The organism is Sorangium sp. So ce385 (genome assembly GCF_051474135.1).
Classification (GTDB): Bacteria; Myxococcota_A; Polyangia; order Polyangiales; family Polyangiaceae; genus Sorangium; species Sorangium cellulosum_D.
This window is the reverse complement of record NZ_CP150337.1, coordinates 11,549,427-11,570,044: the sequence shown is the minus strand read 5'-3', so window position 1 is coordinate 11,570,044 and position 20,618 is coordinate 11,549,427. Positions and strand designations below refer to the sequence as shown.

At 73.3% G+C, this 20,618-nt stretch carries 16 protein-coding genes; 8 read left to right on the top strand and 8 right to left on the bottom strand.

Annotation, left to right across the window (positions count from 1 at the left end; genetic code table 11):
- Nucleotides 1–74 precede the first annotated feature (74 nt).
- Nucleotides 75–806, top strand: a complete 732-nt coding sequence (locus tag WME83_RS42290) for a hypothetical protein (RefSeq protein WP_437315378.1) — start codon at nucleotides 75–77, stop codon at nucleotides 804–806.
- A gap of 37 nt (nucleotides 807–843) precedes the next feature.
- On the opposite strand, the gene WME83_RS42285 is transcribed toward WME83_RS42290, so the two are convergent.
- Complete coding sequence (locus WME83_RS42285; RefSeq protein ID WP_437315377.1) at nucleotides 844–1,908, bottom strand: endonuclease/exonuclease/phosphatase family protein; 1,065 nt, start codon at nucleotides 1,906–1,908, stop codon at nucleotides 844–846.
- Nucleotides 1,909–1,922: 14 nt separating this feature from the next.
- Here WME83_RS42285 and WME83_RS42280 point away from each other — a divergent pair, with 14 nt between their 5' ends.
- Nucleotides 1,923–2,384 (top strand): hypothetical protein, encoded by a 462-nt coding sequence (locus WME83_RS42280; protein ID WP_437315376.1) that lies wholly within the window; start codon nucleotides 1,923–1,925, stop codon nucleotides 2,382–2,384.
- A gap of 50 nt (nucleotides 2,385–2,434) precedes the next feature.
- Here the strand turns inward: WME83_RS42280 and WME83_RS42275 are convergent, their stop codons facing one another.
- Nucleotides 2,435–3,694 carry a hypothetical protein gene (locus tag WME83_RS42275; RefSeq protein ID WP_437315375.1) on the bottom strand — a complete coding sequence of 420 codons (1,260 nt, stop codon included), beginning with the start codon at nucleotides 3,692–3,694 and terminating at the stop codon, nucleotides 2,435–2,437.
- 407 nt (nucleotides 3,695–4,101) lie between these two features.
- On the opposite strand from WME83_RS42275, the gene WME83_RS42270 reads away from it, so the two are divergent.
- Nucleotides 4,102–4,890, top strand: a complete 789-nt coding sequence (locus tag WME83_RS42270; protein WP_437315374.1) for a hypothetical protein — start codon at nucleotides 4,102–4,104, stop codon at nucleotides 4,888–4,890.
- A 37-nt stretch (nucleotides 4,891–4,927) separates the two neighbouring features.
- Here the strand turns inward: WME83_RS42270 and WME83_RS42265 are convergent, their stop codons facing one another.
- Nucleotides 4,928–6,340 carry a DUF4331 domain-containing protein gene (locus tag WME83_RS42265; protein ID WP_437315373.1) on the bottom strand — a complete coding sequence of 471 codons (1,413 nt, stop codon included), beginning with the start codon at nucleotides 6,338–6,340 and terminating at the stop codon, nucleotides 4,928–4,930.
- Nucleotides 6,341–6,372: 32 nt separating this feature from the next.
- On the bottom strand, nucleotides 6,373–7,437 hold the full coding sequence (locus WME83_RS42260; protein ID WP_437315372.1) for a hypothetical protein: 1,065 nt from the start codon (nucleotides 7,435–7,437) through the stop codon (nucleotides 6,373–6,375).
- Between the two features lie 289 nt (nucleotides 7,438–7,726).
- Between WME83_RS42260 and kbl the strand changes: the two genes are divergently transcribed.
- Nucleotides 7,727–8,917, top strand: a complete 1,191-nt coding sequence (kbl, locus tag WME83_RS42255; RefSeq protein ID WP_437315371.1) for a glycine C-acetyltransferase — start codon at nucleotides 7,727–7,729, stop codon at nucleotides 8,915–8,917.
- A 5-nt stretch (nucleotides 8,918–8,922) separates the two neighbouring features.
- On the opposite strand, the gene WME83_RS42250 is transcribed toward kbl, so the two are convergent.
- The 4 genes from WME83_RS42250 to WME83_RS42235 all read right to left on the bottom strand — a co-directional run bounded on the left by WME83_RS42250 (nucleotide 8,923) and on the right by WME83_RS42235 (nucleotide 13,855).
- Nucleotides 8,923–10,092 carry a zinc-binding dehydrogenase gene (locus tag WME83_RS42250; RefSeq protein ID WP_437315370.1) on the bottom strand — a complete coding sequence of 390 codons (1,170 nt, stop codon included), beginning with the start codon at nucleotides 10,090–10,092 and terminating at the stop codon, nucleotides 8,923–8,925.
- 136 nt (nucleotides 10,093–10,228) lie between these two features.
- Entirely contained in the window at nucleotides 10,229–10,903 is a 675-nt protein-coding gene (locus WME83_RS42245; RefSeq protein ID WP_437315369.1) for a hypothetical protein, read from the bottom strand.
- 114 nt (nucleotides 10,904–11,017) lie between these two features.
- The gene (lepB, locus tag WME83_RS42240; protein ID WP_437315368.1) at nucleotides 11,018–12,472 is read right to left on the bottom strand and encodes a signal peptidase I; all 1,455 of its coding nucleotides are present in this window, start codon (nucleotides 12,470–12,472) and stop codon (nucleotides 11,018–11,020) included.
- A gap of 309 nt (nucleotides 12,473–12,781) precedes the next feature.
- Nucleotides 12,782–13,855, bottom strand: a complete 1,074-nt coding sequence (locus WME83_RS42235) for a hypothetical protein (protein ID WP_437315367.1) — start codon at nucleotides 13,853–13,855, stop codon at nucleotides 12,782–12,784.
- Nucleotides 13,856–13,973: 118 nt separating this feature from the next.
- Between WME83_RS42235 and WME83_RS42230 the strand changes: the two genes are divergently transcribed.
- From WME83_RS42230 to WME83_RS42215, 4 genes are all read left to right on the top strand, one after another.
- Entirely contained in the window at nucleotides 13,974–14,972 is a 999-nt protein-coding gene (locus WME83_RS42230) for an NAD(P)H-dependent glycerol-3-phosphate dehydrogenase (RefSeq protein WP_437315366.1), read from the top strand.
- 92 nt (nucleotides 14,973–15,064) lie between these two features.
- Complete coding sequence (locus WME83_RS42225; protein WP_437315365.1) at nucleotides 15,065–16,132, top strand: hypothetical protein; 1,068 nt, start codon at nucleotides 15,065–15,067, stop codon at nucleotides 16,130–16,132.
- A gap of 50 nt (nucleotides 16,133–16,182) precedes the next feature.
- Nucleotides 16,183–18,129: a sigma 54-interacting transcriptional regulator gene (locus tag WME83_RS42220; protein ID WP_437315364.1), complete on the top strand. Its 1,947-nt coding sequence runs from the start codon at nucleotides 16,183–16,185 to the stop codon at nucleotides 18,127–18,129.
- Nucleotides 18,129–20,588 (top strand): endonuclease MutS2, encoded by a 2,460-nt coding sequence (locus WME83_RS42215; RefSeq protein WP_437315363.1) that lies wholly within the window; start codon nucleotides 18,129–18,131, stop codon nucleotides 20,586–20,588. Before WME83_RS42220 ends, WME83_RS42215 begins: the two co-directional genes overlap by 1 nt.
- Nucleotides 20,589–20,618 lie beyond the last annotated feature (30 nt).

Here is a 20,618-nt window from a genome sequence, read left to right as displayed (position 1 = left end):
GCCGGTTCTGCACGCGCATGGCCTCGATGGCCAGGAAAGCTGCTTCGCAGCCTGTCCGACGAAGGGAGGCTCTCGTGAAAGGCACAATCCGTGGTCGCGGCTCCCGCGCCGCCTCGTCCATGCTCGGCGCGGCCTCGCTGATCTCCGCAGCCCTGGCCTCGGGATGCGGCGGCTCACCGCCGCACGCGGCTCCCGCCAAGTCGCCCGCGCAGCCCGCGCTCGAGGCGCGCGACGGGCGGGGAGAGCGGCGGGGGACCGTCGAGCAACGCGCGCAAGGCGAGCAGCGCGAGCAGCGCGAGGCGCAGCGCGCGTGGTGCGTGTACCTCGAGGAACTCTACGAGCGCGCCACCGAGCAATCGAAGGGCTGGCCCAAGTTCGAGCAATGCACCCGGATGACCACGATGGCCTCGCCGAGGATGCTCCGCGCCACCTCGGAGTGCTCGCTGGCAGCGCTGAGGCGGTTCGAGGGCGATCCCTTCACCGCCGCCTACGCGGAGGAGGTGAGCCGCTGCGGCTCCGAGGCGATGACGGCCACCACGCTGCCGCGATCGGATCTCGCGCCGTTCATGGCCGTCCTCTGCGGCCGGATCGCCGGGTGCGGAGACCTCGACTACGACACCTGCCGGCAGAGCCTCGAGGAGGGGCTCGGCCCGCAGCTCGAGCGGGCGATCGGCGCGATGAACAGCCGTGGCCGGCAGGAGGTCCGCGCCTGCTTCGGCAAGCTCGCGTGCGGCGGCGATCTCGGCCCGCAGATCTCCGCGTGCCTCGAGCCCATCATGGACGACCTGCTCTGGCTGCCCGGGTGACGCCCGGGCGCGCCAGGGCGGCTGCGCGGCGCGGCGGTCAGCCGGAGGTGCCCGGCAGGCGGCAGCGCGCGATCAGCGGGACGTGATCCGAGAGGCCGGCGAACGCGCCCTTGTGCCCGAACGGATGCGTGCCCGCGAAGTCGAGCCACTCGAGGCGCTCGGACGAGTAGACGTGATCGAGGTGCATGCGCAGGTTCATGAAGCCGGCCGTCGGGAAGGCGCGCGCCTCGGTCTCGGAGAGGCAGCGGACCTTGGCGAACGCGTCCACGAAGCCGATCTCCTCGCGCAGGAAGCGATCGACCGGCGAGCCCGGCAGCGAGTTGAAGTCGCCGACCACGACGAAGTTGTCGCTCCGCCGCTCGCGGCGGACGAAGTCGGCGAGCACGCGCGCCTCCTCGAGCTGGTTCGGCCCGAACCCCATCCGCGCCTCGCCGGTCCAGAACTCCCTCGAGAACACGCTCGGCAGGCTGAGGTGGGTGTTGAACACATCGAACGTCTGGCCGCTCTCGTGCTCGAACGACACATGCGCGCAGATGCGCGTCTGCTTCAGCCTCTTGACCCGCCGCCGGTGGGTGATGTCGTGCGGACGCTCTGCGTTGTGGTGCCCGATGCGGAACGTGTCGCGCGCGATCACCGCGAGCCCGGTCGTGTAGATGTTCGTCCGCGAGGTGAGCCTGTAGGTGTGCGCGGGGAAGTAGTAGGCGACGTAGCGCTCGGGCCGCTCTGCGTGCGCCAGCGCCGCGTGCAGCTCGGTCATCAGGCGATCGAGCTGCGTCTCCTCCGGATGCCACCGCGGGTTCATCGTCGAGGAGCGCAGCGACTGCGTCTCCACCTCTTGGAGGCACACGAGATCGGGCAGCGGGGAGAGCCGCGCCAGCGTCGTCGCGATCCGGGTGATCGCGGCGCTGGTCGAGGCGATGCCGCGCGTGCCGTGCCCGAAGTAGCGGACGTTATAGGTGATGATCCTGAGCGACGTGGCGCCGTCGGCCGCCGCCGCGCCGCCGCGGCTCGCGCCGTGCGCCTCGCCCGCGGAGCGGTCGCCAGGCGCGGAGTCCTCAGGGATTGTGCCGTTCGAACCAGGTGGGAGGCGCCGCTCGGTCATGTATCCTCTCGCCCATGGGCAAGAACATCATCGTTTCCGAGGATACCATTCGTGACCTGCTGGAAGCGCATGCCTCCCTCTCCGCCTGGTACTATGAGCTCTGGTCGGCGCTGCGGGTCGCGAAGGCGTCGGCGAGCGCCCCCGATGATGCGGCCCGTGCGGCATTTGTCGAGCGGATGGCCACGAGCTTCCCGGAGGTCGCGTCGATCGCCCGCTCCATCCGGGTGCCGAGGATGTTCGTCCCACCTCCGCCCGCCGTGAGCGTACCCCCGGTCGCGACCGCGGAGGGCGAGGGCACGGAAGAGGCCCCGACCGCGGTCGAGCCCGCTCCCGCACGGCTCCGCGAGCTCCACGGCCAACCACCCAAGAGCCAGCCGGGCGCTGGATCCGCCGATGAGCCCGCTCCAGCGCCGTCGCAGCCCGCGATCGTTCCACCTCCGCTGGTGATCCCATCGACGGTGAAATACGACACCTGAGGTCGCTGGCGACGACGTCGGACTCGGCGTGACGCGCGCAGGGCGCGCGGTCAGCGGGCTCGGCCGCCGGTAGAAGTCCGCCGCGCGAGGAGCTGCTCGGCCTCCGCGGCTCCCGTCCAATCGAACCTCGGGTTCAGATCGAGCGCAGCCCGCACGAGCCGCTCGCCTCGGTCCAGGTCTCCCAGCGCGATCCGGATCGCCCCCGCGTGATAGAGCAGGCGCGCGTCCCTGGTGCCGAGGGCCAGCGCCCTGTCGCTCGCGGCGCGCGCCTCGGACAGCCTGCCGGCGCGGTACAGCGCCCAGGCGAGGCTGTCCTCGGTGTAGATGTCGCCGCGTGCGGCGCGCTCCGCGGCGGCGATCCGCACGGCCTCGTCGCGCTCCAGGCCCTTGGTCGCATAGTACAGCGCGAGGGTCCGGCGATCGGAGAGGCGCCCGGCGGCGACCGCGCTCTCGTGGGCCCGCGCCGCGCCGGCGCGGTCGCCGGCGGCCGCCCTGGCGTCGCGGAGCAGCCACGCGATCTCCGCCTCCGGGCTCTGCCGGTGGGCCCGCTCGAGCAGCTCGACGGCGCGGCCCCACGCGCCGCGGCCCAGCGCGACGCGCGCTCTGCCGGCCAGCGCCGGCGGATACTCGGCCTGCGCGGCCAGCGCCCGCTCGAAGCCCCGGTCCGCGGCCTCGTGGTCGCCCTCGTGCCAGAACATCGCGGCCGCCTGCGTCAGCGCCCACGCGAGCGCCTCGGGCTCGCGCGGATCGCCCGCGTCGATCGCGAGGCGCATGATCCGCTTCGCGGTCGCCGCGTCGCCCTGGAGCCAGCGGAGGTGCGCGGCCCGCGCGTAGGACGGCAAGCCCGGCCGCAGGTCGACCATCCGCTGCGCCGCCGCGACCGCCGCCTCGAAGCGACCGAGCCCGAGCTCCGCGTCGCTGAGCGTCCCGAGCGCGAGCGTATCGCCCCCGTCCTGCGAGAGGACCCGCTCGGCGGCGTCGCGCGCCTCGACGAACCTGCGGTCGTGGAGCAGCGCGAGGCCGAGCAGGTCGAGCGACGCGCGATCGCCCTCCGCCTGCGCGAGCGCGAGCCCGGCGCACGCGTGAGCGCGGCGGTAGAGCGACGGATCGCCGGAGGCGCGCGCCTTCTTGATCCACGCGAAGCCGAGCGCGCTCCAGAGCTCCGCGCCGCCCGGCGCCTTCGCGAGCCGCCGCGCCAGCGCCTCGATCTCGCGATCCGCGGCGCTCGCGCCCGCCGGCGCCGCGAGCGCGAGCCTGCGCGCCGCGTCGAGGCTCGAGGGCGCCGGCGCCTCGCCAGGGCGCTCGATCAACGCTGGCGCGGCCGGCAACGCTGGCGCGGCCGGCAACGCTGGCGCGGCCGGCAACGCTGGCGCGGCCGGCAACGCTGGCGCGGCCGGCAACGCTGGCGCGGCCGGCAACGCTGGCGCGGCCGGCAACGCTGGCGCGGCCGGGACGGCGTCGGCGCGCGATCGCCCGGAGCAACCGAGGCTCCCGCTCAGGGCAACGCAGGCGAAGAGGCGAGCCGTTCGTCGCAGCATCGGAGCGTCGACCTCCTTTCGCGCGGGAGCTCCGCCCGGGGCGAGCCGCGCCTCTTGCCGCGGCGTCGCGACCTCGATCCGATCGCGAAAGAGCTTGCCTCGCCGGTCGGCGCCGGCAAGCTCGCCGCTCCAGCGCATCGCTCGATCGGCCAGCAGCGCGCAGCGCGGAGGAGATCGCATTGCCTGTCTCGACGGATCGCGACCACCTGCGGCGGCTCGGCGCCGCGGCGCTGATCCTGCAGCTCGGCGCGGCCTGCGCGCGCGCGCAGCGCAGCTCGCCGGATGATGGCGCAAGCGCATCGCCCCCGCCGGACGTTGGGGAGGCCGCAGCGCCCCCGCCGGACGCGGGCGCGACCGCGGCGTCCTCGCCGGACGCGGGCTCCTCGCCGAGCGGCTCCTCGCCGACGCCGCCCGCCGACATCCCGGTCGGCGACGAGATCTCTCCCGTCTACCCGAAGGCCGAAGGCGCGCCGGATCCGCTCGCGGCGCGGCTGTGCGAGGCGCTGCACGCGCTCCCTGCGCGGCGCAAGGCGGCGTGCTGCGGCGAGAGTCCGGGCTTCCATGCCGGCACGGAGTGCGCGCGCGCGCTGAGCTTCGCGCTCCGCGCGAAGGCGGTGACCCTGTCGACCGACGCGGTCGGGCGCTGCGTCGAGGCGATGGCGCGCTCGCTCGAGGGGTGCGACTGGGTCGCTCCGCTCGCCGCTCCGGTTCCCTCGGCGTGCGAGGGGATCGTCCGGGGCGCGCTCGGCGAGGGTGCGCGGTGCCGGTCGTCGCTCGAGTGCGCGGACGGGCTGCGCTGCGACGGCGTCGGGCCCACCGACGCGGGCATCTGCCGCGCCCCGCGCGCCGCGGGCCCGTGCGGCCTCTCCGTCGACGCGCTGGCCGCGGTCACCCGCCAGACGCGCTACGCCGAGGCGCACCCCGAGTGCCGCGGCCGCTGCGCCGGGCGCGCGTGCGTGGCGCCGTGACGCGCGCCGCGCCGTGACGCGCGCCGCGCCGGCCGGCTCAGGGCCGGAAATGCCCCTGCGTCGCGCCTTCCCACGGGGTCGCGAGGTACGGGAACGCCGGCAGGAACCGCGCGTCGTTCGCCGCGACCCCGTCGCCCGCCGTGGTCCCGAGCGCGCCGGTCAGGAGGAGCGTGAGCAGGGCATCGGTGACGTCGGTCTGCTCATGATCCGCGCCGGGCACCAGCGCGCGGCCGTTCGGAAAGGCCGACGGCATGCCCAGATCGATCCGGAGCACGTCGCCGACCGTCTCCAGGTTGTGCCCCCCGAGGCGCGCAGGCTTCAGGTTGATCAGATCGATGACGTCGGTCCGGTTCTGCTTCAGCGCCTCGGGATCGAACCCCGCGAGCGGCTGCCCGGCCTGGTAAAGGCCGGCGAACTCCGCGTCGCGCACCAGGATCGGGTTCAGGAAGTACGCCCCGAAGTTGGCGAGATCGTCGCGCGGGTACGCGCGGTTGTACTTGTCCTTGTCCTGCAGGCCGATGAGCCAGGTGTTGACGAGCGGCAGGCCGACCCGCGACACCTGCACCCACGGACCCAGGCCGTCCTCCTTGCCGTTCGCGCGCAGGATCCGCACCTTGCGGCGGCTCGCGGAGGACCAGACGCCGAGCGTCTGCCGGTCGCTCGGCCCCGGCGTCGGCGCCGACCCGCCGTTGACCACCGCGAGCGGGATCTCGAGCGCGAGCGTGTGGACGTTGAAGCCGGCGAGGTTGTCGCGCCCGGCGCACGACGGGTTCGGCGCCGCGAGGAGCGGGCACAGCCCCGCGAGGTCGAACGCGCGGCCCAGGTCGGCGTAGAAGCCGTCGTCGCGCGGCCCGGCCCAGGCGCGCCCCTCACCGCCGGCCATCTGCTTGAGGAACTTCGAGGACGTCGCGAAGGCAGGGTAGCCGGCGCCGGTGATCTGGTAGGCGAGCTGGTTCGTCCGCCTCCCGATGTTCGGCGGCGCGACCGGGGCGTCGGCCAGGATGATCTTCGACGCTCCGCCCTCGATCTTCGTGATCGTGTACGTCTGCTCCGCGCCGGCGAGCTGCGCGAAGAACTCGTTGCCGCCGCTCGGCGCCGGCGTGAGCCCCGCCGGATCGGCCGCCCGGTACGGCGTGGTCGAGAACCGGAACTGGTAGGTCAGCGCGTCCTCGAGGCTCGACGGCCCGCGGGCGATGTGCACCTCGTAGAGCACGTCGTCCGAGAAGCCGTGGAAATTCGGCCCGCCGGCGGGCTCCTCGAGCGGGATGTAGCTCGCGAGGATCACGAGGTTCGCGCCCTCGACCCACGCGTAGAGATCGGTGTTGTCGGCGGCCGGATCCCCGGCGATCGCCGGCGCCTCGCGGTGGCTCGACGCGGCGGCGAGGCCGGGTGCGCTGAGCGCGGCGCACGCCGCGATGGCGGCGGCGACGCGCGACGGTCGGTGGATCATGCGTGCGGGTCCTCCCATCGCTCCTCTGCGGCTCACGGCCCGAGCAGGAACACCGAGCCCTGCTCCTGGGCCCTGTGATCGACGAACGCGAAGACGTCGGCGCCCTTCGCCCGGTGCAGCCCGCCGGGCTCGTCGTGGCCCGGGGCGCCGGTGGCCGTCGCCGAGCGCGCCCCGGACGCCACCTCGATCCGCACGACCTCGTCGGCGCCTCGGGCCACGTCGCGCGCGAGCACGAGCAGCGCCGCGTCGTCGCGCGTCAGCGCGAGCCCGCACGGATAGCCGACGTGGAGCCCGGTCGCGAACGCGCTCACGAAGCCGTCCTCGATCCGGAAGATCGTCGCCGTCCGATCGGGGCTCGCGAGGGTGTCGCACACGAACACGGCGCCCCCGGCGGCGACGGCGACCCCGCTCGGATCGACCAGCGGGCTCCCCGTGGCGATCGCGGAGGCCTCGCCGCCGCGCGCCGGCAAGGCGAACACGCCGGGCTGGCCGCCCTCGCGATCGCGCCCCGAGAACACGATCCGCTCCTCGCCGTCCGCGCCCCGGGCGACCTCCAGGCCGCGCGCGCGCATCCCCTCGCCGCCGCGGACCGGCGCGACGGCGCCGCCGGGCAGGTCGATCGCGAAGAGGGCGCCCGCGTCGTCGAGCGCCGCGCCGCCCGCGCCCGGATCGGCCACGAAGAGCCGGCCCCCGTCCGCGCTCGCCGCGATCCCGAGCGGCGCGACGAAGGGCGGTCCGGCCGCGATCTCGGTGGCGCCTGCTCCACCGCGCGCGCGGGTCCTGAAGACGCCGGCCCTGCCGCCCGCGTCGATCGCGGTGAAGTACACGTACGCCGCGCCCGCGTCCGGCGTCGCGTCGAACGCGATCGCCGGGGCGAGCGTCGAGATCGCGTAGGAAGCATCGCCGCCCGCGCCGCCCCCGCCGCCGGTACCGCTCGTCGCGGCCGCGCCCCCCGTGCCCGCGGCGGAGCCCGCGACGGTCCGTCCCGGCGCGTCCTCTGCGCGGCTGCAACCCGGGTTGCCCGCGGCGGCCGACAGCGACGCGACGGCGCACAGCACGCCGGCGCTCCGCCGGAAGTCCCCCCTGGCTTCCGTCATGCCTGCTCCTCCCGGCGGCGCTCGTGCGCCCGGCGCGCGCGGCGCACGTCCGCGCGCGCCGACGCGCGTGCCGCGCGGCGATCGCGCGGCGCCGAACGCGGCCGTTCTGCCACGGCCCTCCGGGATCGAGTAGGCCTCCTCCGCGTCGCGCGCGACAAAGCCGCGCGCACCCTGCCTCTCGCGTCCGGGTTCGCCCGCCGGCGCTCAGGCCGGCGAGCAGCGCCGCGCGGGACGGCCGTACGGCGTTCCCCCGTCGACCCGCTGAGGGCCCCGTTTTATAACGACATCCATGTTCGATGTCGCTCGGTCATTGTACGCACGGGCGTTGGAGGACATCCGTGCGGCGGGTCTCTACAAGGAAGAGCGGATCCTCGCGACGCCGCAGGGGCCGGCGATCCGGACCGAGGGGGGCGCCGAGGTCCTCAATTTCTGCGCGAACAACTACCTTGGCCTGTCGTCGCACCCGGCGGTCATCGGCGCGGCAAAGCAGGCGCTCGACTCGCACGGCTTCGGCCTCTCCAGCGTCCGCTTCATCTGCGGCACGCAGGACCTGCACCGGCGGCTGGAGTCCAGGATTGCCCGCTTCTTCGGCACCGAGGACGCGATCCTCTACTCGTCCTGCTTCGACGCGAACGGCGGCCTGTTCGAGACGCTCCTCGGCGAGGAGGACGCCGTCATCTCGGACGCGCTGAACCACGCCTCGATCATCGACGGCATCCGCCTCTGCAAGGCCGAGCGGCACCGCTACCCGAACGGGGACATGGCCGCCCTCGAGGAGATCCTCCGCAAGACGGAGGGCAAGCGGCTCCGGCTCATCGCCACCGACGGCGTGTTCTCGATGGATGGATACCTGGCCAAGCTCGATACCATCTGCGATCTCGCCGACAAGTACCGCGCGATGGTGATGGTCGACGACTCGCACGCGACCGGGTTCATCGGGCAGACGGGGCGGGGGACCGCGGAGCTCTGCGGGGTCATGCACCGGGTCGACGTGATCACCTCCACCCTGGGCAAGGCGCTCGGCGGGGCGAGCGGCGGCTTCACCACCGGCCGGCAGGAGATCGTCGACCTGCTCCGGCAGCGCTCGCGGCCGTACCTGTTCTCCAACACGCTCGCGCCCGCGATCGCCGGCGCCTCGATCGCCGTGTTCGACCTCATCGACGCCGAGCCCTCGCTGCGCCAGCAGGTGATGGAGAACGCGCGCCGCTTCCGGCAGGGGATCACGCAGGCCGGGTTCACCGTCAAGCCGGGCATCCACCCGATCGTGCCCATCATGCTGGGCGAGGCGCGGCTCGCGAACGAGATGGCGAAGGCGCTCCTCGCCGAGGGCATCTACGTCATCGGCTTCTCCTACCCCGTCGTGCCGAAGGGCGAGGCCCGCATCCGGGTGCAGCTCTCCGCCGCGCACGAGCCCGCGCACATCGATCGGGCGATCGAGGCCTTCCGCAAGGTCGGCCGGCAGCTCGGCGTCGTGAGCTGACCGGCTCAGTACCGGAGGATCACCTTGGGGTGGTTCGAGATCGCCTCCTGGAAGGCCGCCGGGTCGTAGTCGTTGAACTCGAATACCGTCTCCTGACCCCGGTTCAGGATGACCTCCCAGATGAGGTCGTGGATGTTCGGATCGCGCGACTCGAGCAGGTGGCGCGTGATGTGCCACGTCTCGAACATGCGGCGGCCGATCACGCTGTGGAGGCTGATGCCGTCGACGATGAGGCGATCGAAGTTCTCGATCACCGCGTCGCCGCTCTTCAGGCCGAAGAGGATCACGTCGCCCCCGCGCCTCGCCGCGTGGATCGCGTTGTTCACGCTGCTGTTCACGCCGCTCATCTCGAGCACGACGTCGACGCCGACCCCGTCCGTCAGCTTGCGCACCCGCTCCGTCAGCTCGGGATCGCTCGCGTGGGGCCGCTCGGGGCTCGCCCGGTGCGGGCGCAGGACCACGTCGGCGCCCAGGCGGCGAGCCATCTCGGCGTTCCGCTCCAGCGGTTCGACGCCGATGATGTAGATGGCCCCCATCGCGCGCGCGATCGCGACCGCGAACAGGCCGATGGTGCCGCAGCCGAAGATGGCCACGCGCTTGCCGCGGAGGTTCACCTTGGTGCACGCGTGCACGGCGTTGCCGAACGGCTCCTGCACCGCGGCGACCTCCGGCCGGATCCTCGCGATGTCCGTGCGCCACAGGTTCTTCGCCGGCAGCTTGACGAGCTCGGCGAAGCAGCCGTCCTCGCTGATGCCGATGATCTTGTCGTCGGCGCACACGTGGGTGTCGCCGACGCGGCACTGGTAGCAGGCGCCGCAGGCGATGTGGCTCTCGGTCGACACGATGTCGCCGATCTCCAGCCCGAAGGTCCGCCGCGCGTCCGTCCCGAGGTCGACGACCCGGCCGAGCAGCTCGTGGCCGATCGTGCGCGTCGCCTTCCGGTCGCGATCGAGCGACTTGAAGATCATGTCCTTGAACGCGCTGCGGAACCAGATGCCGCGATCCGAGCCGCAGAAGCCCGTCATGATCGGCTTCACGAGGACGCTCGCGCGATCGTGGTAGTCCTTCGCCTCGTTGATCGCCGGGCGCTCGACCTCGTCCTTCGACAGCCCGACGGTGGACTCCCACGGCTGCCTCTCGCGGTTGTACGTCAGCGCCCACATCGTGTCGCTCATGCACCAGGCTCCTGTCTGGAGGTTCGAGGCGCACGCAGCTGGCGCTCGGGCGCCTCGGGCCTGTGTAGCGTGGCGCGCGAACGAGCGAGCGCCCATCAGAAAATTGCGCTCGGGCTGCTCACTTCGTCAGCGCATCCTACGGCCTCTTCAGGATGATCTTGTTGCGCCGCGCGCCGGCGTCCGCGCCCGCGTCGGGGGCGGTGCCGGAGCCGGTCGCCCCCGCGTCGCCGCCGCCGGTCGCCCCCGCGTCGCCGCCGCCGGTCGTCCCCGCGTCGTGGGTGGCGCCGGAGCCGGTCGTCCCCGCGTCGCCGCCGCCGGTCGTCCCCGCGTCGGTGCCCGCCCCTCCGGCGGTCGGCGCGCCCCCGTCGGCCGTCTTGGGCGCAGGGGTCGCCGTCGCCGCGCGCGCCTCCGCGTCGGTCACGGTCGTGGCGCGGGTGTCGTTCACCTTGAGCTCGATCCAGCCCAGCGTGGGCTGGCCCCCGCTCTGGAAGGCCACGAGCATCCAGTCCTGGTAGCTCGCCTTGAGGTCGACGATCGCCCCGCTGTCGAGCCGCGCGAGCTCCTTCGATTTGGCGTCCGCCGACTGGTACACGGCGAACTGCTGCTGAAGGCGCCGGCGCCCGGGCTGGGGCTCCATGGTCGGGTACGTGGCCACGTACCCGACGAGGTCCGTCGCGGCGGGCGCCACCGGGGGCGCCGAGGCCGCCGAGGTCGCTGCGCTCGTCGTCGAGGCCTCCTCCCTGCTGCACCCTGCTCCAGCGAGCAAGCTGCCCGCGAGCGCCAGGCTCCACATCTCGACCGCACGTGCCATCGTCTCCTCCGTCGCCTCGGGCCGGGGGACGCGCTGCGTCGGCCCGAGGGCGGGGGCAACGTACACGAGCGCCGCGGGGAGCGCAGCTCCCCACGATCGCCCGTTTTGGCGGCCTCAGCGCTTGGATTGACCGCGCGCGGGCGCGGGCGGCGGGGTCGTCTCGGAGACGGGAGGCCGCTCGCGCAGGCACTTGTCGAGGCCTTCCTGCAGCGTCGCCTCGTGCGCGCCGGGGAGCTTCGGGCGGCCCATCACGTTCACGAAGAGGCGATCCTGCGCGATGCCCCCGCCCGGCCCGAAGCTCATCCACACGAACATCGCGCGCCCCTTGATGTTCTCGAAGGGCACGCCGGCGCCGAGCCCGCCGCGCCAGCTGCGCGAGTCGTGGCTGTTGTTGCGGTTGTCGCCCATCACCCACGCCTCGTCGGCGGCCACCTTGAAGGGGCCCTGGAGCATGCCGCAGATGCCGCCCCGGCACGTCGAGCCCGGCGTGCAGTCGTCGTTCGCGACGCACATCGTCTCGTCGGGGTTCGTGTCGTAGAGCGTGAAGTACGACTTCTCCCCGAGGAACTCGACGAACAGCTCCGCCTGCCGGCCCTCGTAGCGGTAGGGGCCGACGTGGCAGTGGGGGACGAGCCAGCCGTTGAGGATGGGGCGGCCGTTGATGGCCTCCAGCGTGTCGCCCGGGATGGCGATCGTCCGCTTGATGAAGTCCTGCTCCTTGTTCTCCGGGAACTTGAACACCATCACGTCGCCCCGCGACGGCGGCAGGCGAGGGAAGAGGCGCTGGTCGGTCCAGGGGATGAGCGGGCCGTAGGTGAACTTGTTGACGAAGATATGGTCGCCGACCATGAGGGTCGGGATCATCGAGCCGCTCGGGATCTTGAACGCCTCGACGACGAAGGCGCGCAGGATGAGCGCCACGGCGACCGCGATGCCGATCGACTCGGCGTACTCGCGCATCTCGCCCTTGCGCCAGCGGCCGAGGTGCTCGCCGACCGTGCGATCGGCGCGGCCGAGGGCGGCGTCGAACTCGTCGGCGTCGAACGTCTCGGCGCTCATCGCGCGCTCGAGGGCGGCGATCGCCTGCATCACCTGCTCGCGCTCGCCGCTCGTCAGCTCGCGCTCGACCTCGCGCTTGCGGCTGCGCAGGATCCGGTGCGCCTCCTCGAGGAGCGCCGCGGCGTCCTCGAAGCGGGCGCGCACCTTCGGCGGGATGTCCCGGCGGCCGCCGACGCCGATCGCCGACGCGAACGGCAGCTCGTAGCGGAACCGCCAGAGGATCATCGCGAAGATCGTGAAGAGCACGATGCCGGCCGGGATCTGCTGCTCGGCGACGAAGACGCGGAGCGGCTGGGTGCTCCCGCTCTCGGACGACGGGGTGAGCAGCCAGACGTTCACGACCGCGAGCGCGAACGGCACGAGGCAGATCCACACGAGGTGGAACAGGAACCGCAGCACCCGGCCGTCCCGGCCGCCCGGCGGAGGGGAGCCGCCGGCCCCGCGCGCGTCAGCGCCTCCGGTTGGCTTGGCCGCGCTGACGCGGGGCTCCGAGCTCGCGCTGCCCCTCATCGAGGGTCGGAACTCCGAGCTTGCGGGCCGATTGGCCGCGACCGACGGTACGCTCTGGGGTTGTTCATCGGGGCGCGGCGGCAAGAGAGAGCTTATGTATACGCCGACCCTCGCCGCGGCAAGTGCGCAGGCGCGGCAGCGGCGAGCCGTCGTCCGTCGTCACTCGCCTCGCCGGTGGTGGCGTCACTCGCCTCGCCGGCGCTGGCGTCACTCGCCTCGCCGGCGCCGGCGCTCGCCTCGCCGGCGCTGGCATCCGCCTGGCCGGCGCGGGCGTCCGCGCCATCCGCGCGCCCGTCCGCGTCGCCGCCGTCACGGCGCGTCCCCCGTCTCGACGGCGTAGCTCACCAGGGCGGCCCGGTCGTCGCGGGCGTACGTCGTCGGCTGCGTCCGCCCAGCGGCGTTCGTGTTGTCGATGACCAGGTAGTACTGCCCCTCGGGCAGCGGCACCGTCCGCCGCCACGGGGCGCCGGAGTACACCGGCTCGTCGAGCAGGGGCGCCGCGGAGAGCGGCGGCGGCGCGGCCTGCGTGAGGTACGCCTGGAGCCACTGCTCGCCGGCGGCCCGGGGCACGAGGAGCACGTCCACGCCCGGCGCGCCCTCGACGGCGACCGTGAGCGTCATGGCCTCGCCGCTGTCCGTGATCTCCAGCGGGCCGATGTAATCGCGCTGGCCCTGGTGCACCTCGGTGCGCTCGTTCGCCAGGAGCAGCCGGCCGTTGTCGCGCCGCGCGTAGGGGGCCTGGGGCCGCTGCCCCTTCTCGATGATGCCGAGGCCGAACTGCACCGCGCCGTCGTCGTCGCGGATGACCGTGAACCCCCGGGCGATCTCGGTCTTCACGAGCTGCGCGCCGAGCGCGTTGGCGTACGCGCTGCCCTGGGCCAAGGACACGCCGCCGAGCGAGATCGCCGCGGGCTGCTCGACGAGCTTGGTCGTGAAGCTCGCCGCCGTGGTCGACCGCTGACGGAAGTACACGTACATCGTGTCGCCATCCATCAGGAAGTCGTGATCGTACTCGACGGCGGCGCTCGCATCGAAGCTCATGCGCTTCGTCAGGTTCGTCCAGACCACGCCGCTGCCGCCGAACTGGAGGAAGAGGTTGCCGTTCGCGAGCTCCTGGGCGACGCAGGTGCCCGGGTAGAACCGGCCGGTCACCGGATCCTCGTCGCGGAGGCGCAGCGGCACGCTCCGCTTCCGCATCTCGCTGCAGAGCTGGCTCGTCGCGAAGGACAGGATCGCCCTGCGGAGCGACAGGTTCCCCGGATCGTTGACGACGCCCGGCATGACGCCGAGCGCGCCCTGGCCGCACGCGCCTCCCACCGTCCCGAGCACGGAGAGGCAGAGCGCGAGGCCGAGCGCGCGCAGCGCGGCGGTGCGGAAGAGCATGGGCGCAGCATAGTCGAAACGCCGGCCGATCGAGCGGCGCGCCGCGCGCGTCCGCCCGGCCAGGCGCGCGGGGCACGCAGCCTTCGGTCCGGCGCGCCGGTGGTGGTAGGGTCGCTCCATGGCGAACGTCGCAGTGATCGGGGCCGGCGCCTGGGGGACGGCGCTGGCGAAGTTGCTGGCGGACAAGGGCAACCCCACCGCGCTCTGGGCGCACCAGGGGGAGCTGGCCGAGCGCGTCGAGCGCGAGCGCCAGAACCACCGCTACCTGCCCGGCGTGGAGCTCCCCGGGAGCCTGCGGGCGACGGGCGATCTCGAGGGCGCGCTCCGCGGCGCGGAGCTCGTCGTCGTGGTGGTGCCGTCGCACGCGCTGCGGGAGGTGGTCCGCGAGGCCAGGCGCTACATCCCGGAGGACGCGCTCGTCTGCAGCGCGACGAAGGGCATCGAGAACGACTCGCTGATGCTGATGAGCGAGGTGCTCGTCGACGAGCTCGGGCGCGAGGCCGAGCCGCGGCTGTCGTACCTGTCGGGCCCGAGCTTCGCGCGGGAGGTGGCGGCCGGCCAGCCGACCACCGTGGTGGTCGCGGGCAGGGGCCCGCGGGAGACGCACGCGGTGCAGCGCATGCTCGCGACGGATCGGTTCCGGGTCTACTCGTCCGATGACGTCGTGGGCGTCGAGGTGGGCGGGGCCCTCAAGAACGTCGTCGCCATCGCGGCCGGCATCTGCGACGGCCTCGGCCTCGGCCACAACGCGCGCGCCGGGCTCATCACGCGCGGCCTCGCGGAGATCGGCCGCATGGCGGCGGCGAAGGGGGCGAACCCGCTCACGCTGGCGGGGCTCTCCGGGATGGGCGACCTGGTGCTCACGTGCACGGGCGAGCTGTCGCGCAACCGCACCGTCGGGATCGAGATGGGCAGGGGACGGAAGCTCGAGGAGATCCTCGAGGGCCTCGGCCACGTCGCCGAGGGGGTGAAGACGGCGAAGAGCGCGTACGACCTCGCGGACAAGCTGGGCGTGAGCGCGCCGATCACGGTCGAGGTGTACCGCGTGCTCTACGAGGGAAAGCCGCCCCCGCAGGCCGTCGTCGACCTCATGACGCGCGCCTTGACGAAAGAGTGAGAAGGAGCGAGGCGCGGGGGCGGCTCGGGGGAAGGCGCTTTCTCGCGCCCGCGCGCGCCTCGCCGTGCGCGAGCGTGTAAAGTGGCGGCGCGATGCACACGCGACCTCTCGTGAGTCTCCTCTCCGCGATCCTCTTGTCGAGCGTCAGCTGGACGGCCTCTGCCCAGTACGGCGCGCCGCCTTACGGCGGCCAGCAGGGCGGCGCGTACGGGGGCCAGTACGGCGCCCCGTATGGAGGTCAGTACGGCGCGCCCTACGGCGGCTACGCCTACACGCCGCCGAAGAGCCAGCCCAAGTCGACGCCGCTCGAGGTCGGCTATCTCTACGCCACGTCGGTGGCCTACGGCGTGGGGACCGGCATCTGGTTCGACGCGCTCGTCGGCATCGACGATCCCGGCGTGCAGTTCATCGCGCCCGCGCTCCTCGGCGTCGCGGCGCCCGTCGGGGTCTACTTCCTCGACTCGCCGCCGATGCCGCGCGGCATGCCGTCCGCGATCGCCACCGGCATGGTGATCGGCGCGGGCGAGGGGCTCGGCGTCGCCTCCTACCAGTACGTCAGCGCGCGCAAGGGCGAGGAGTGGGGCTTCCTCGGGCTCGCCACCTCCGAGGTGATCGGCTCCACCGTCGGCGGCGCGCTCGGCTGGGGCTTTTATTACCTGCTCCGGCCCAAGCCGCAGACGAACATGCTCATCGCCTCGGGCGCGGTGTGGGGCTCCCTCATCGGCAGCGCGTTCGGGGCCGCCGCCAGCAACGGCGGCTGGAGCGAGGCGAACGACAGCATCTCGCTCGGGGGGCTGATCGGGTTCAACGTCGCGACCGCGGGCGCCGTCGGCGTGTCGGTCGCCTGGACGCCCTCGTGGAACCAGCTCGCGTGGATGTGGGGCGGCCTCGGCATCGGCACGGTGGTGTCGCTCCCCATCTACTTCGCGTACATCGGCAGCGATCACGACCCGCGCCGCGGCCTCATCGCCCAGGGCGCGGCGGGCACCCTCGGCATCGTGGCGGGCGCCTTGTTCCTCGGGAAGCCGGACCCGCGCGGCGAGGTCGCCCTGGACGAGCCGGAGGACCGCGGCGATCCCCCGTTCGCGCGCGTGCTCGGCGGCGGCATGGTGCCTTACCAGGGCGGCATGGGCGCGGTCGTCCTCGGAGAGCTCTGGTAAGCCGCGGTGCGCAGGCCAACACGGCTGCATGGGGCCGCGGCGCGCCTGCTATGCTGCTGCCGATGCCGACCCTGAAGTATTTCGCCTCCGAGGGCGCGCCACGCCTGTACAGCGTCCACAAGCCGGTCACGACGATCGGCAAGGCGCTCGGAAACGACGTCGCGGTCGCGGGGGCCGGGGTGCTGGAGCATCACGCGCAGATCGTGTTCGACGGGCGCGATTTCGTGCTCGAGGAGTGCGAGCGCGACGGCGAGATCGCGATCAACGGCAAGAAGAAGCGGCGCGCGCGGCTGGTGCACGGCGACCGGCTCCAGCTCGGCTCGGTCGAGATCGGGTTCTCGATGTTCGCCGAGGCGCCGACGGTGACGGAGCGTCTGCCCGCGTGCGACGGCGAGGCGGAGCGGCCCGCGCCGGCGCAGGGCTCGTCGGAGCTCGCGGGCGTCCGCAAGCTGTTCGCGTTCAGCGAGAAGCTCATCAACCGGCGCAGCGTCGACGAGCTCCTCGAGGCGATGCTCGACGACGTCATCGAGCTGACCCACGCCGACAAGGGCTTCCTGCTGCTCCTCGAGGGCGCGGAGGCGGCGGCCGACACGGCGGTCCGCGGCGGCGCCCCGGCCGCGGGGGCCGCGGCCGGCGACCGCAAGCTCGCGGTGCGCGCGTCGCGCAACATCCGCAAGGAGGCCATCACCGACGCCGCCGGGGGGATCTCGGACAGCATCGTGCGGCAGGTCATCTCCTCGGGCCGCCCCGTGATCGTGTCCGACGCGCTCGCCGACACGCAGTTCGGCCGGAGCGACAGCGTCATCGCGATGAAGCTCTCCAGCGTGATGTGCGCGCCGCTCCTGTCGCAGGGCCAGATCATCGGCGCGCTCTACGTCGGCAACGACAAGATCAAGCACCTCTTCGATCGCGCCCAGCTCGACCTGCTCAGCATCTTCGCGTCCCAGGCTTCGCTCATCCTCCAGAACGCGATGCTCCTGAACGCCCTCCGGGCCGACAAGGCCAAGCTCGTCGCCGAGCTGCACGACAAGAAGTTCGGCGAGATCATCGGCGCCTGCCCGTCGATGCTCGAGGTGTTCCGCAAGCTGCAGAAGGTCGCGGCGACCGACATCAGCGTGCTCATCACGGGGGAGACGGGGACCGGGAAGGAGCTCATTGCGCGCGAGCTGCACCGGCGCAGCCCGCGCGAGGGCGGCCCCTTCGTCACCATCAACTGCGGGGCGATCCCCGAGAACCTCATCGAGAGCGAGCTCTTCGGCCACGTGAAGGGCGCCTTCACCGGCGCCATCGCCAGCCGCCCGGGCAAGTTCCAGATCGCCGACAAAGGCACGCTGTTCCTCGACGAGATCGGCGAGCTCCCGCTGAACCTCCAGGTGAAGCTCCTCCGCGCCCTCCAGGAGCGGGTGGTCTTCCGCGTCGGCGACTCGAAGCCCGAGAAGGTCGACATCCGCATCGTCGCCGCCACCAACCGCAACCTCGAGGACGAGATCCGCGCCGGCAACTTCCGGGAGGATCTCTATTACCGGCTCAACGTCGTGAACCTGTGGCTCCCGCCGCTGCGCGAGCGGGGCGACGACGTGCTGATCATCGCGAAGGTCCTGCTCTCGAAGTACGCGGACGAGCTCGGCAGCCCCGTGCGCGGCTTCAGCCCGGCCGCGCTCGCCGCGATCAAGAAGTACTCCTGGCCGGGCAACATCCGGCAGCTCGAGAACCGCATCAAGAAGGCGCTGGTCCTCTGCGACCAGGCGCTCCTCGCCGTGGAGGATCTCGATCTCGGCCCCGGCGCCGAGACGGCCATCATGCCGCTCGAGAAGGCCAAGGAGGAGTTCCAGCGGCGGTACGTGCTGGAGGCGCTCGAGCGCAACAACGGCAACCGCACGCAGACGGCCCGCGACCTCGGCGTCGACCCGCGCACCATCTTCCGCTACCTCGAGAAGGAGCAGAACCCGATGCCGAGCGGGGCCGGCGGCGTGGCCCGCGATCCGACCGAAGCGTGATGGAATACAACCCCGAAGGGCCCTTCGCAGACCCCTGTCCGACAAAGACCCGCGCCGATCTGGAGTGGGACCGCATCCTCGAGGCGCTCGCGGAGCGCTGCGCGTCGCGCGCCGGCAAGCGGCTCGCGCGGGCCCTGCCGTTCGCGTCGACGCGCGCCGAGGCGATGACCATGCTCGCGGAGGTGCGCGAGGCGGTCGAGCTCGCCCGGACCGGGGAGCCGGTGCCGGCGCGCGACGTCGCGGAGCTCGAGGACGCCCTCGACCGGGCGCGCATCGGCGCGTCGCTCGCCAACGAGGAGCTCCGCGCCGTGCTCGGCCTGCTCGAGGCCGCCCGGACCGCGCGGCAGTACCTGCAGGGCCGGCGCCAGATCGCGCCCGCGCTCTACGCGGCGTGCGCGACGAACCCGGAGCTCGACGCCGTCGCGCGCGAGCTCGACGCGGCCTTCGATCCGGACGGCACGCTCTCGGATCGCGCCTCGCCCCGCCTGGAGGCGCTGCGCGCGGAGCGGCGCGCGGTGCGCGAGCGGCTCGTCCGCCGCCTCGAGGACCTCATCAACAAGCACGAGGACATCCTCCAGGACCGCTACTGGACCGAGCGCGACGGGCGCTACGTGCTCCCGGTGCGGTCCGACGCGCACGAGCGCTTCCCCGGCATCGTCCACGCGACCAGCGCGAGCGGCGCCACCGTGTTCGTCGAGCCCCGGGTGCTCGTCGAGACCGGCAACCGGATGAAGATGGTCGACGCCGAGGTCGCGCGCGAGGAGCAGGCGATCTACGCGGCGCTCACCGCACGCGTGGCCGAGGACATCGAGAGCGTCGCCGCCGCCGCCCGCGCGCTGGCCCACGCCGACGTGCGCGCCGCCGCCGCGCGGCTCGCGAAGGACCTCGACCTCACCTTCCCGGAGGTCCCCGAGGGCGCCTTCGCCGTGGATCGCGGCGCCTCCGAGGCCGCGGCGCGGCCGACCTCCATCGAGCTCATCGGCGGCCGCCATCCGCTGCTCGCGCTCGACGGCGTGAAGGTGGTGCCGAGCGATCTCTCGATGAGCGCGGGCCGCGCGATGATCGTCTCCGGGCCGAACGCCGGCGGCAAGACGGTGGCCCTGAAGACGCTCGGCCTCGCGGCCCTGATGGTCCGCGCGGGCCTGCCGGTCGCGGCGCGGGAGGGCTCGCGGGTCGCGCTCTTCGACGTCGTGCTGACCGACGTCGGCGACGACCAGAACCTCCACAAGAACCTGTCGACCTTCAGCGCCCACGTGAAGAACCTGGGGCGGATCCTCGGCGAGACGCGCCCCGGCGCGCTCGTCCTGCTCGACGAGCTCGCCGGCGGCACCGATCCGCGCGAGGGCGAGGCGCTCGCCGCGGCCGTGCTCGACTCGCTCTGCGCCCGCGGCGGCACCGTCGTCTGCACCACGCACTACGAGGGCCTCAAGGCGCTCGCGCTCGGCGATCAGCGCTTCGAGAACGCCTCGGTCGGCTTCGATCTCGCCACCATGAGCCCGACCTTCCGGCTCGTCGTCGGCGTGCCCGGCGCCTCGAGCGCGCTCGCCGTCGCGCGCCAGTTCGGCATCCCGGGCACCGTGCTCGAGCGGGCCGAGCGCTTCCTCACGAAGGAGGCGGTCACCTTCGAGCAGATGGTCGAGAAGCTCTCCGCCGAGCGCCGCGCGCTCGAGCTCGCGCGCGAGGACGCCGAGCGCGAGGCGGCCGCCTCCCGGGCGAAGCGGCGCGAGCTGGAGAGCGAGATCGAGCGGCTCCGGGACAAGGAGCGCGGCGTGATCACGCGGGAGGGGGAGGCGCTGCTCGCCAGCCTGCGGCGCGCGCGCGAGGACCTCAAGGCGGCGCAGTCGCGGCTGCGCGGCAAGCCCACCGAGGAGGACCTGCGGGCGGCCGCGCGCGCGATGGATGCGGTGGGGCAGAAGACGTCGATCGGCGGCGAGCTCGAGCTCCGCCCGAAGGACGAGCCGCCGGCGCGGCCGGCGGTCGATCCGGCGGCCATCCGCGTGGGCACGCGCGTCTACGTGCCTCGCCTGCGGGCCGAGGCCGAGGTGGTCGAGGTCCTCTCGGGCGGCCAGCTGCGGGTCGCCGCCGGCGCGCTCAAGCTCACGACCTCGATCGCCGAGCTGCGCGGCGCCGGCGCGCCGCCGGCGGCCGCGGCGCCGCCGCAGCGCCGCGTCGACCTGGACGCGGCGGCGGACCCCGACGTGCCGATCCAGACGGCGGACAACACCGTGGATCTCCGCGGCCTGCGCGCGCACGAGGCGGTCGCGATGGCCGAGCAGTTCCTCGATCGCTCGCTCGGCGCGGGCCGCCGGGTCACGTTCTTCGTCCACGGGCACGGCACGGGCGCCCTGCGCGATGCCGTCCGCGAGGCGCTGCGCGGGAGCCCTTACGTGGCGCGCATCCGCCCGGGCGGCCCCAGCGAGGGCGGCGACGGCGTGACGGTCGCGTGGCTGAAGTGGTGAGGTGAGCGGCCGTCGCCGCGGCGCTCAGGT

Bases quoted from the DNA above. Each gene is read 5' to 3' on its own strand.
- WME83_RS42285 (WP_437315377.1), bottom strand. From the start codon at position 1,908: ATGACCGAGCGGCGCCTCCCACCTGGTTCGAACGGCACAATCCCTGAG.
- WME83_RS42280 (WP_437315376.1), top strand. From the start codon at position 1,923: ATGGGCAAGAACATCATCGTTTCCGAGGATACCATTCGTGACCTGCTG.
- WME83_RS42265 (WP_437315373.1), bottom strand. From the start codon at position 6,340: ATGATCCACCGACCGTCGCGCGTCGCCGCCGCCATCGCGGCGTGCGCC.
- WME83_RS42260 (WP_437315372.1), bottom strand. From the start codon at position 7,437: ATGACGGAAGCCAGGGGGGACTTCCGGCGGAGCGCCGGCGTGCTGTGC.
- kbl (WP_437315371.1), top strand. From the start codon at position 7,727: ATGTTCGATGTCGCTCGGTCATTGTACGCACGGGCGTTGGAGGACATC.
- WME83_RS42250 (WP_437315370.1), bottom strand. From the start codon at position 10,092: ATGAGCGACACGATGTGGGCGCTGACGTACAACCGCGAGAGGCAGCCG.
- WME83_RS42245 (WP_437315369.1), bottom strand. From the start codon at position 10,903: ATGGCACGTGCGGTCGAGATGTGGAGCCTGGCGCTCGCGGGCAGCTTG.
- lepB (WP_437315368.1), bottom strand. From the start codon at position 12,472: ATGAGGGGCAGCGCGAGCTCGGAGCCCCGCGTCAGCGCGGCCAAGCCA.
- WME83_RS42235 (WP_437315367.1), bottom strand. From the start codon at position 13,855: ATGCTCTTCCGCACCGCCGCGCTGCGCGCGCTCGGCCTCGCGCTCTGC.
- WME83_RS42230 (WP_437315366.1), top strand. From the start codon at position 13,974: ATGGCGAACGTCGCAGTGATCGGGGCCGGCGCCTGGGGGACGGCGCTG.
- WME83_RS42225 (WP_437315365.1), top strand. From the start codon at position 15,065: ATGCACACGCGACCTCTCGTGAGTCTCCTCTCCGCGATCCTCTTGTCG.
- WME83_RS42220 (WP_437315364.1), top strand. From the start codon at position 16,183: ATGCTGCTGCCGATGCCGACCCTGAAGTATTTCGCCTCCGAGGGCGCG.
- WME83_RS42215 (WP_437315363.1), top strand. From the start codon at position 18,129: ATGGAATACAACCCCGAAGGGCCCTTCGCAGACCCCTGTCCGACAAAG.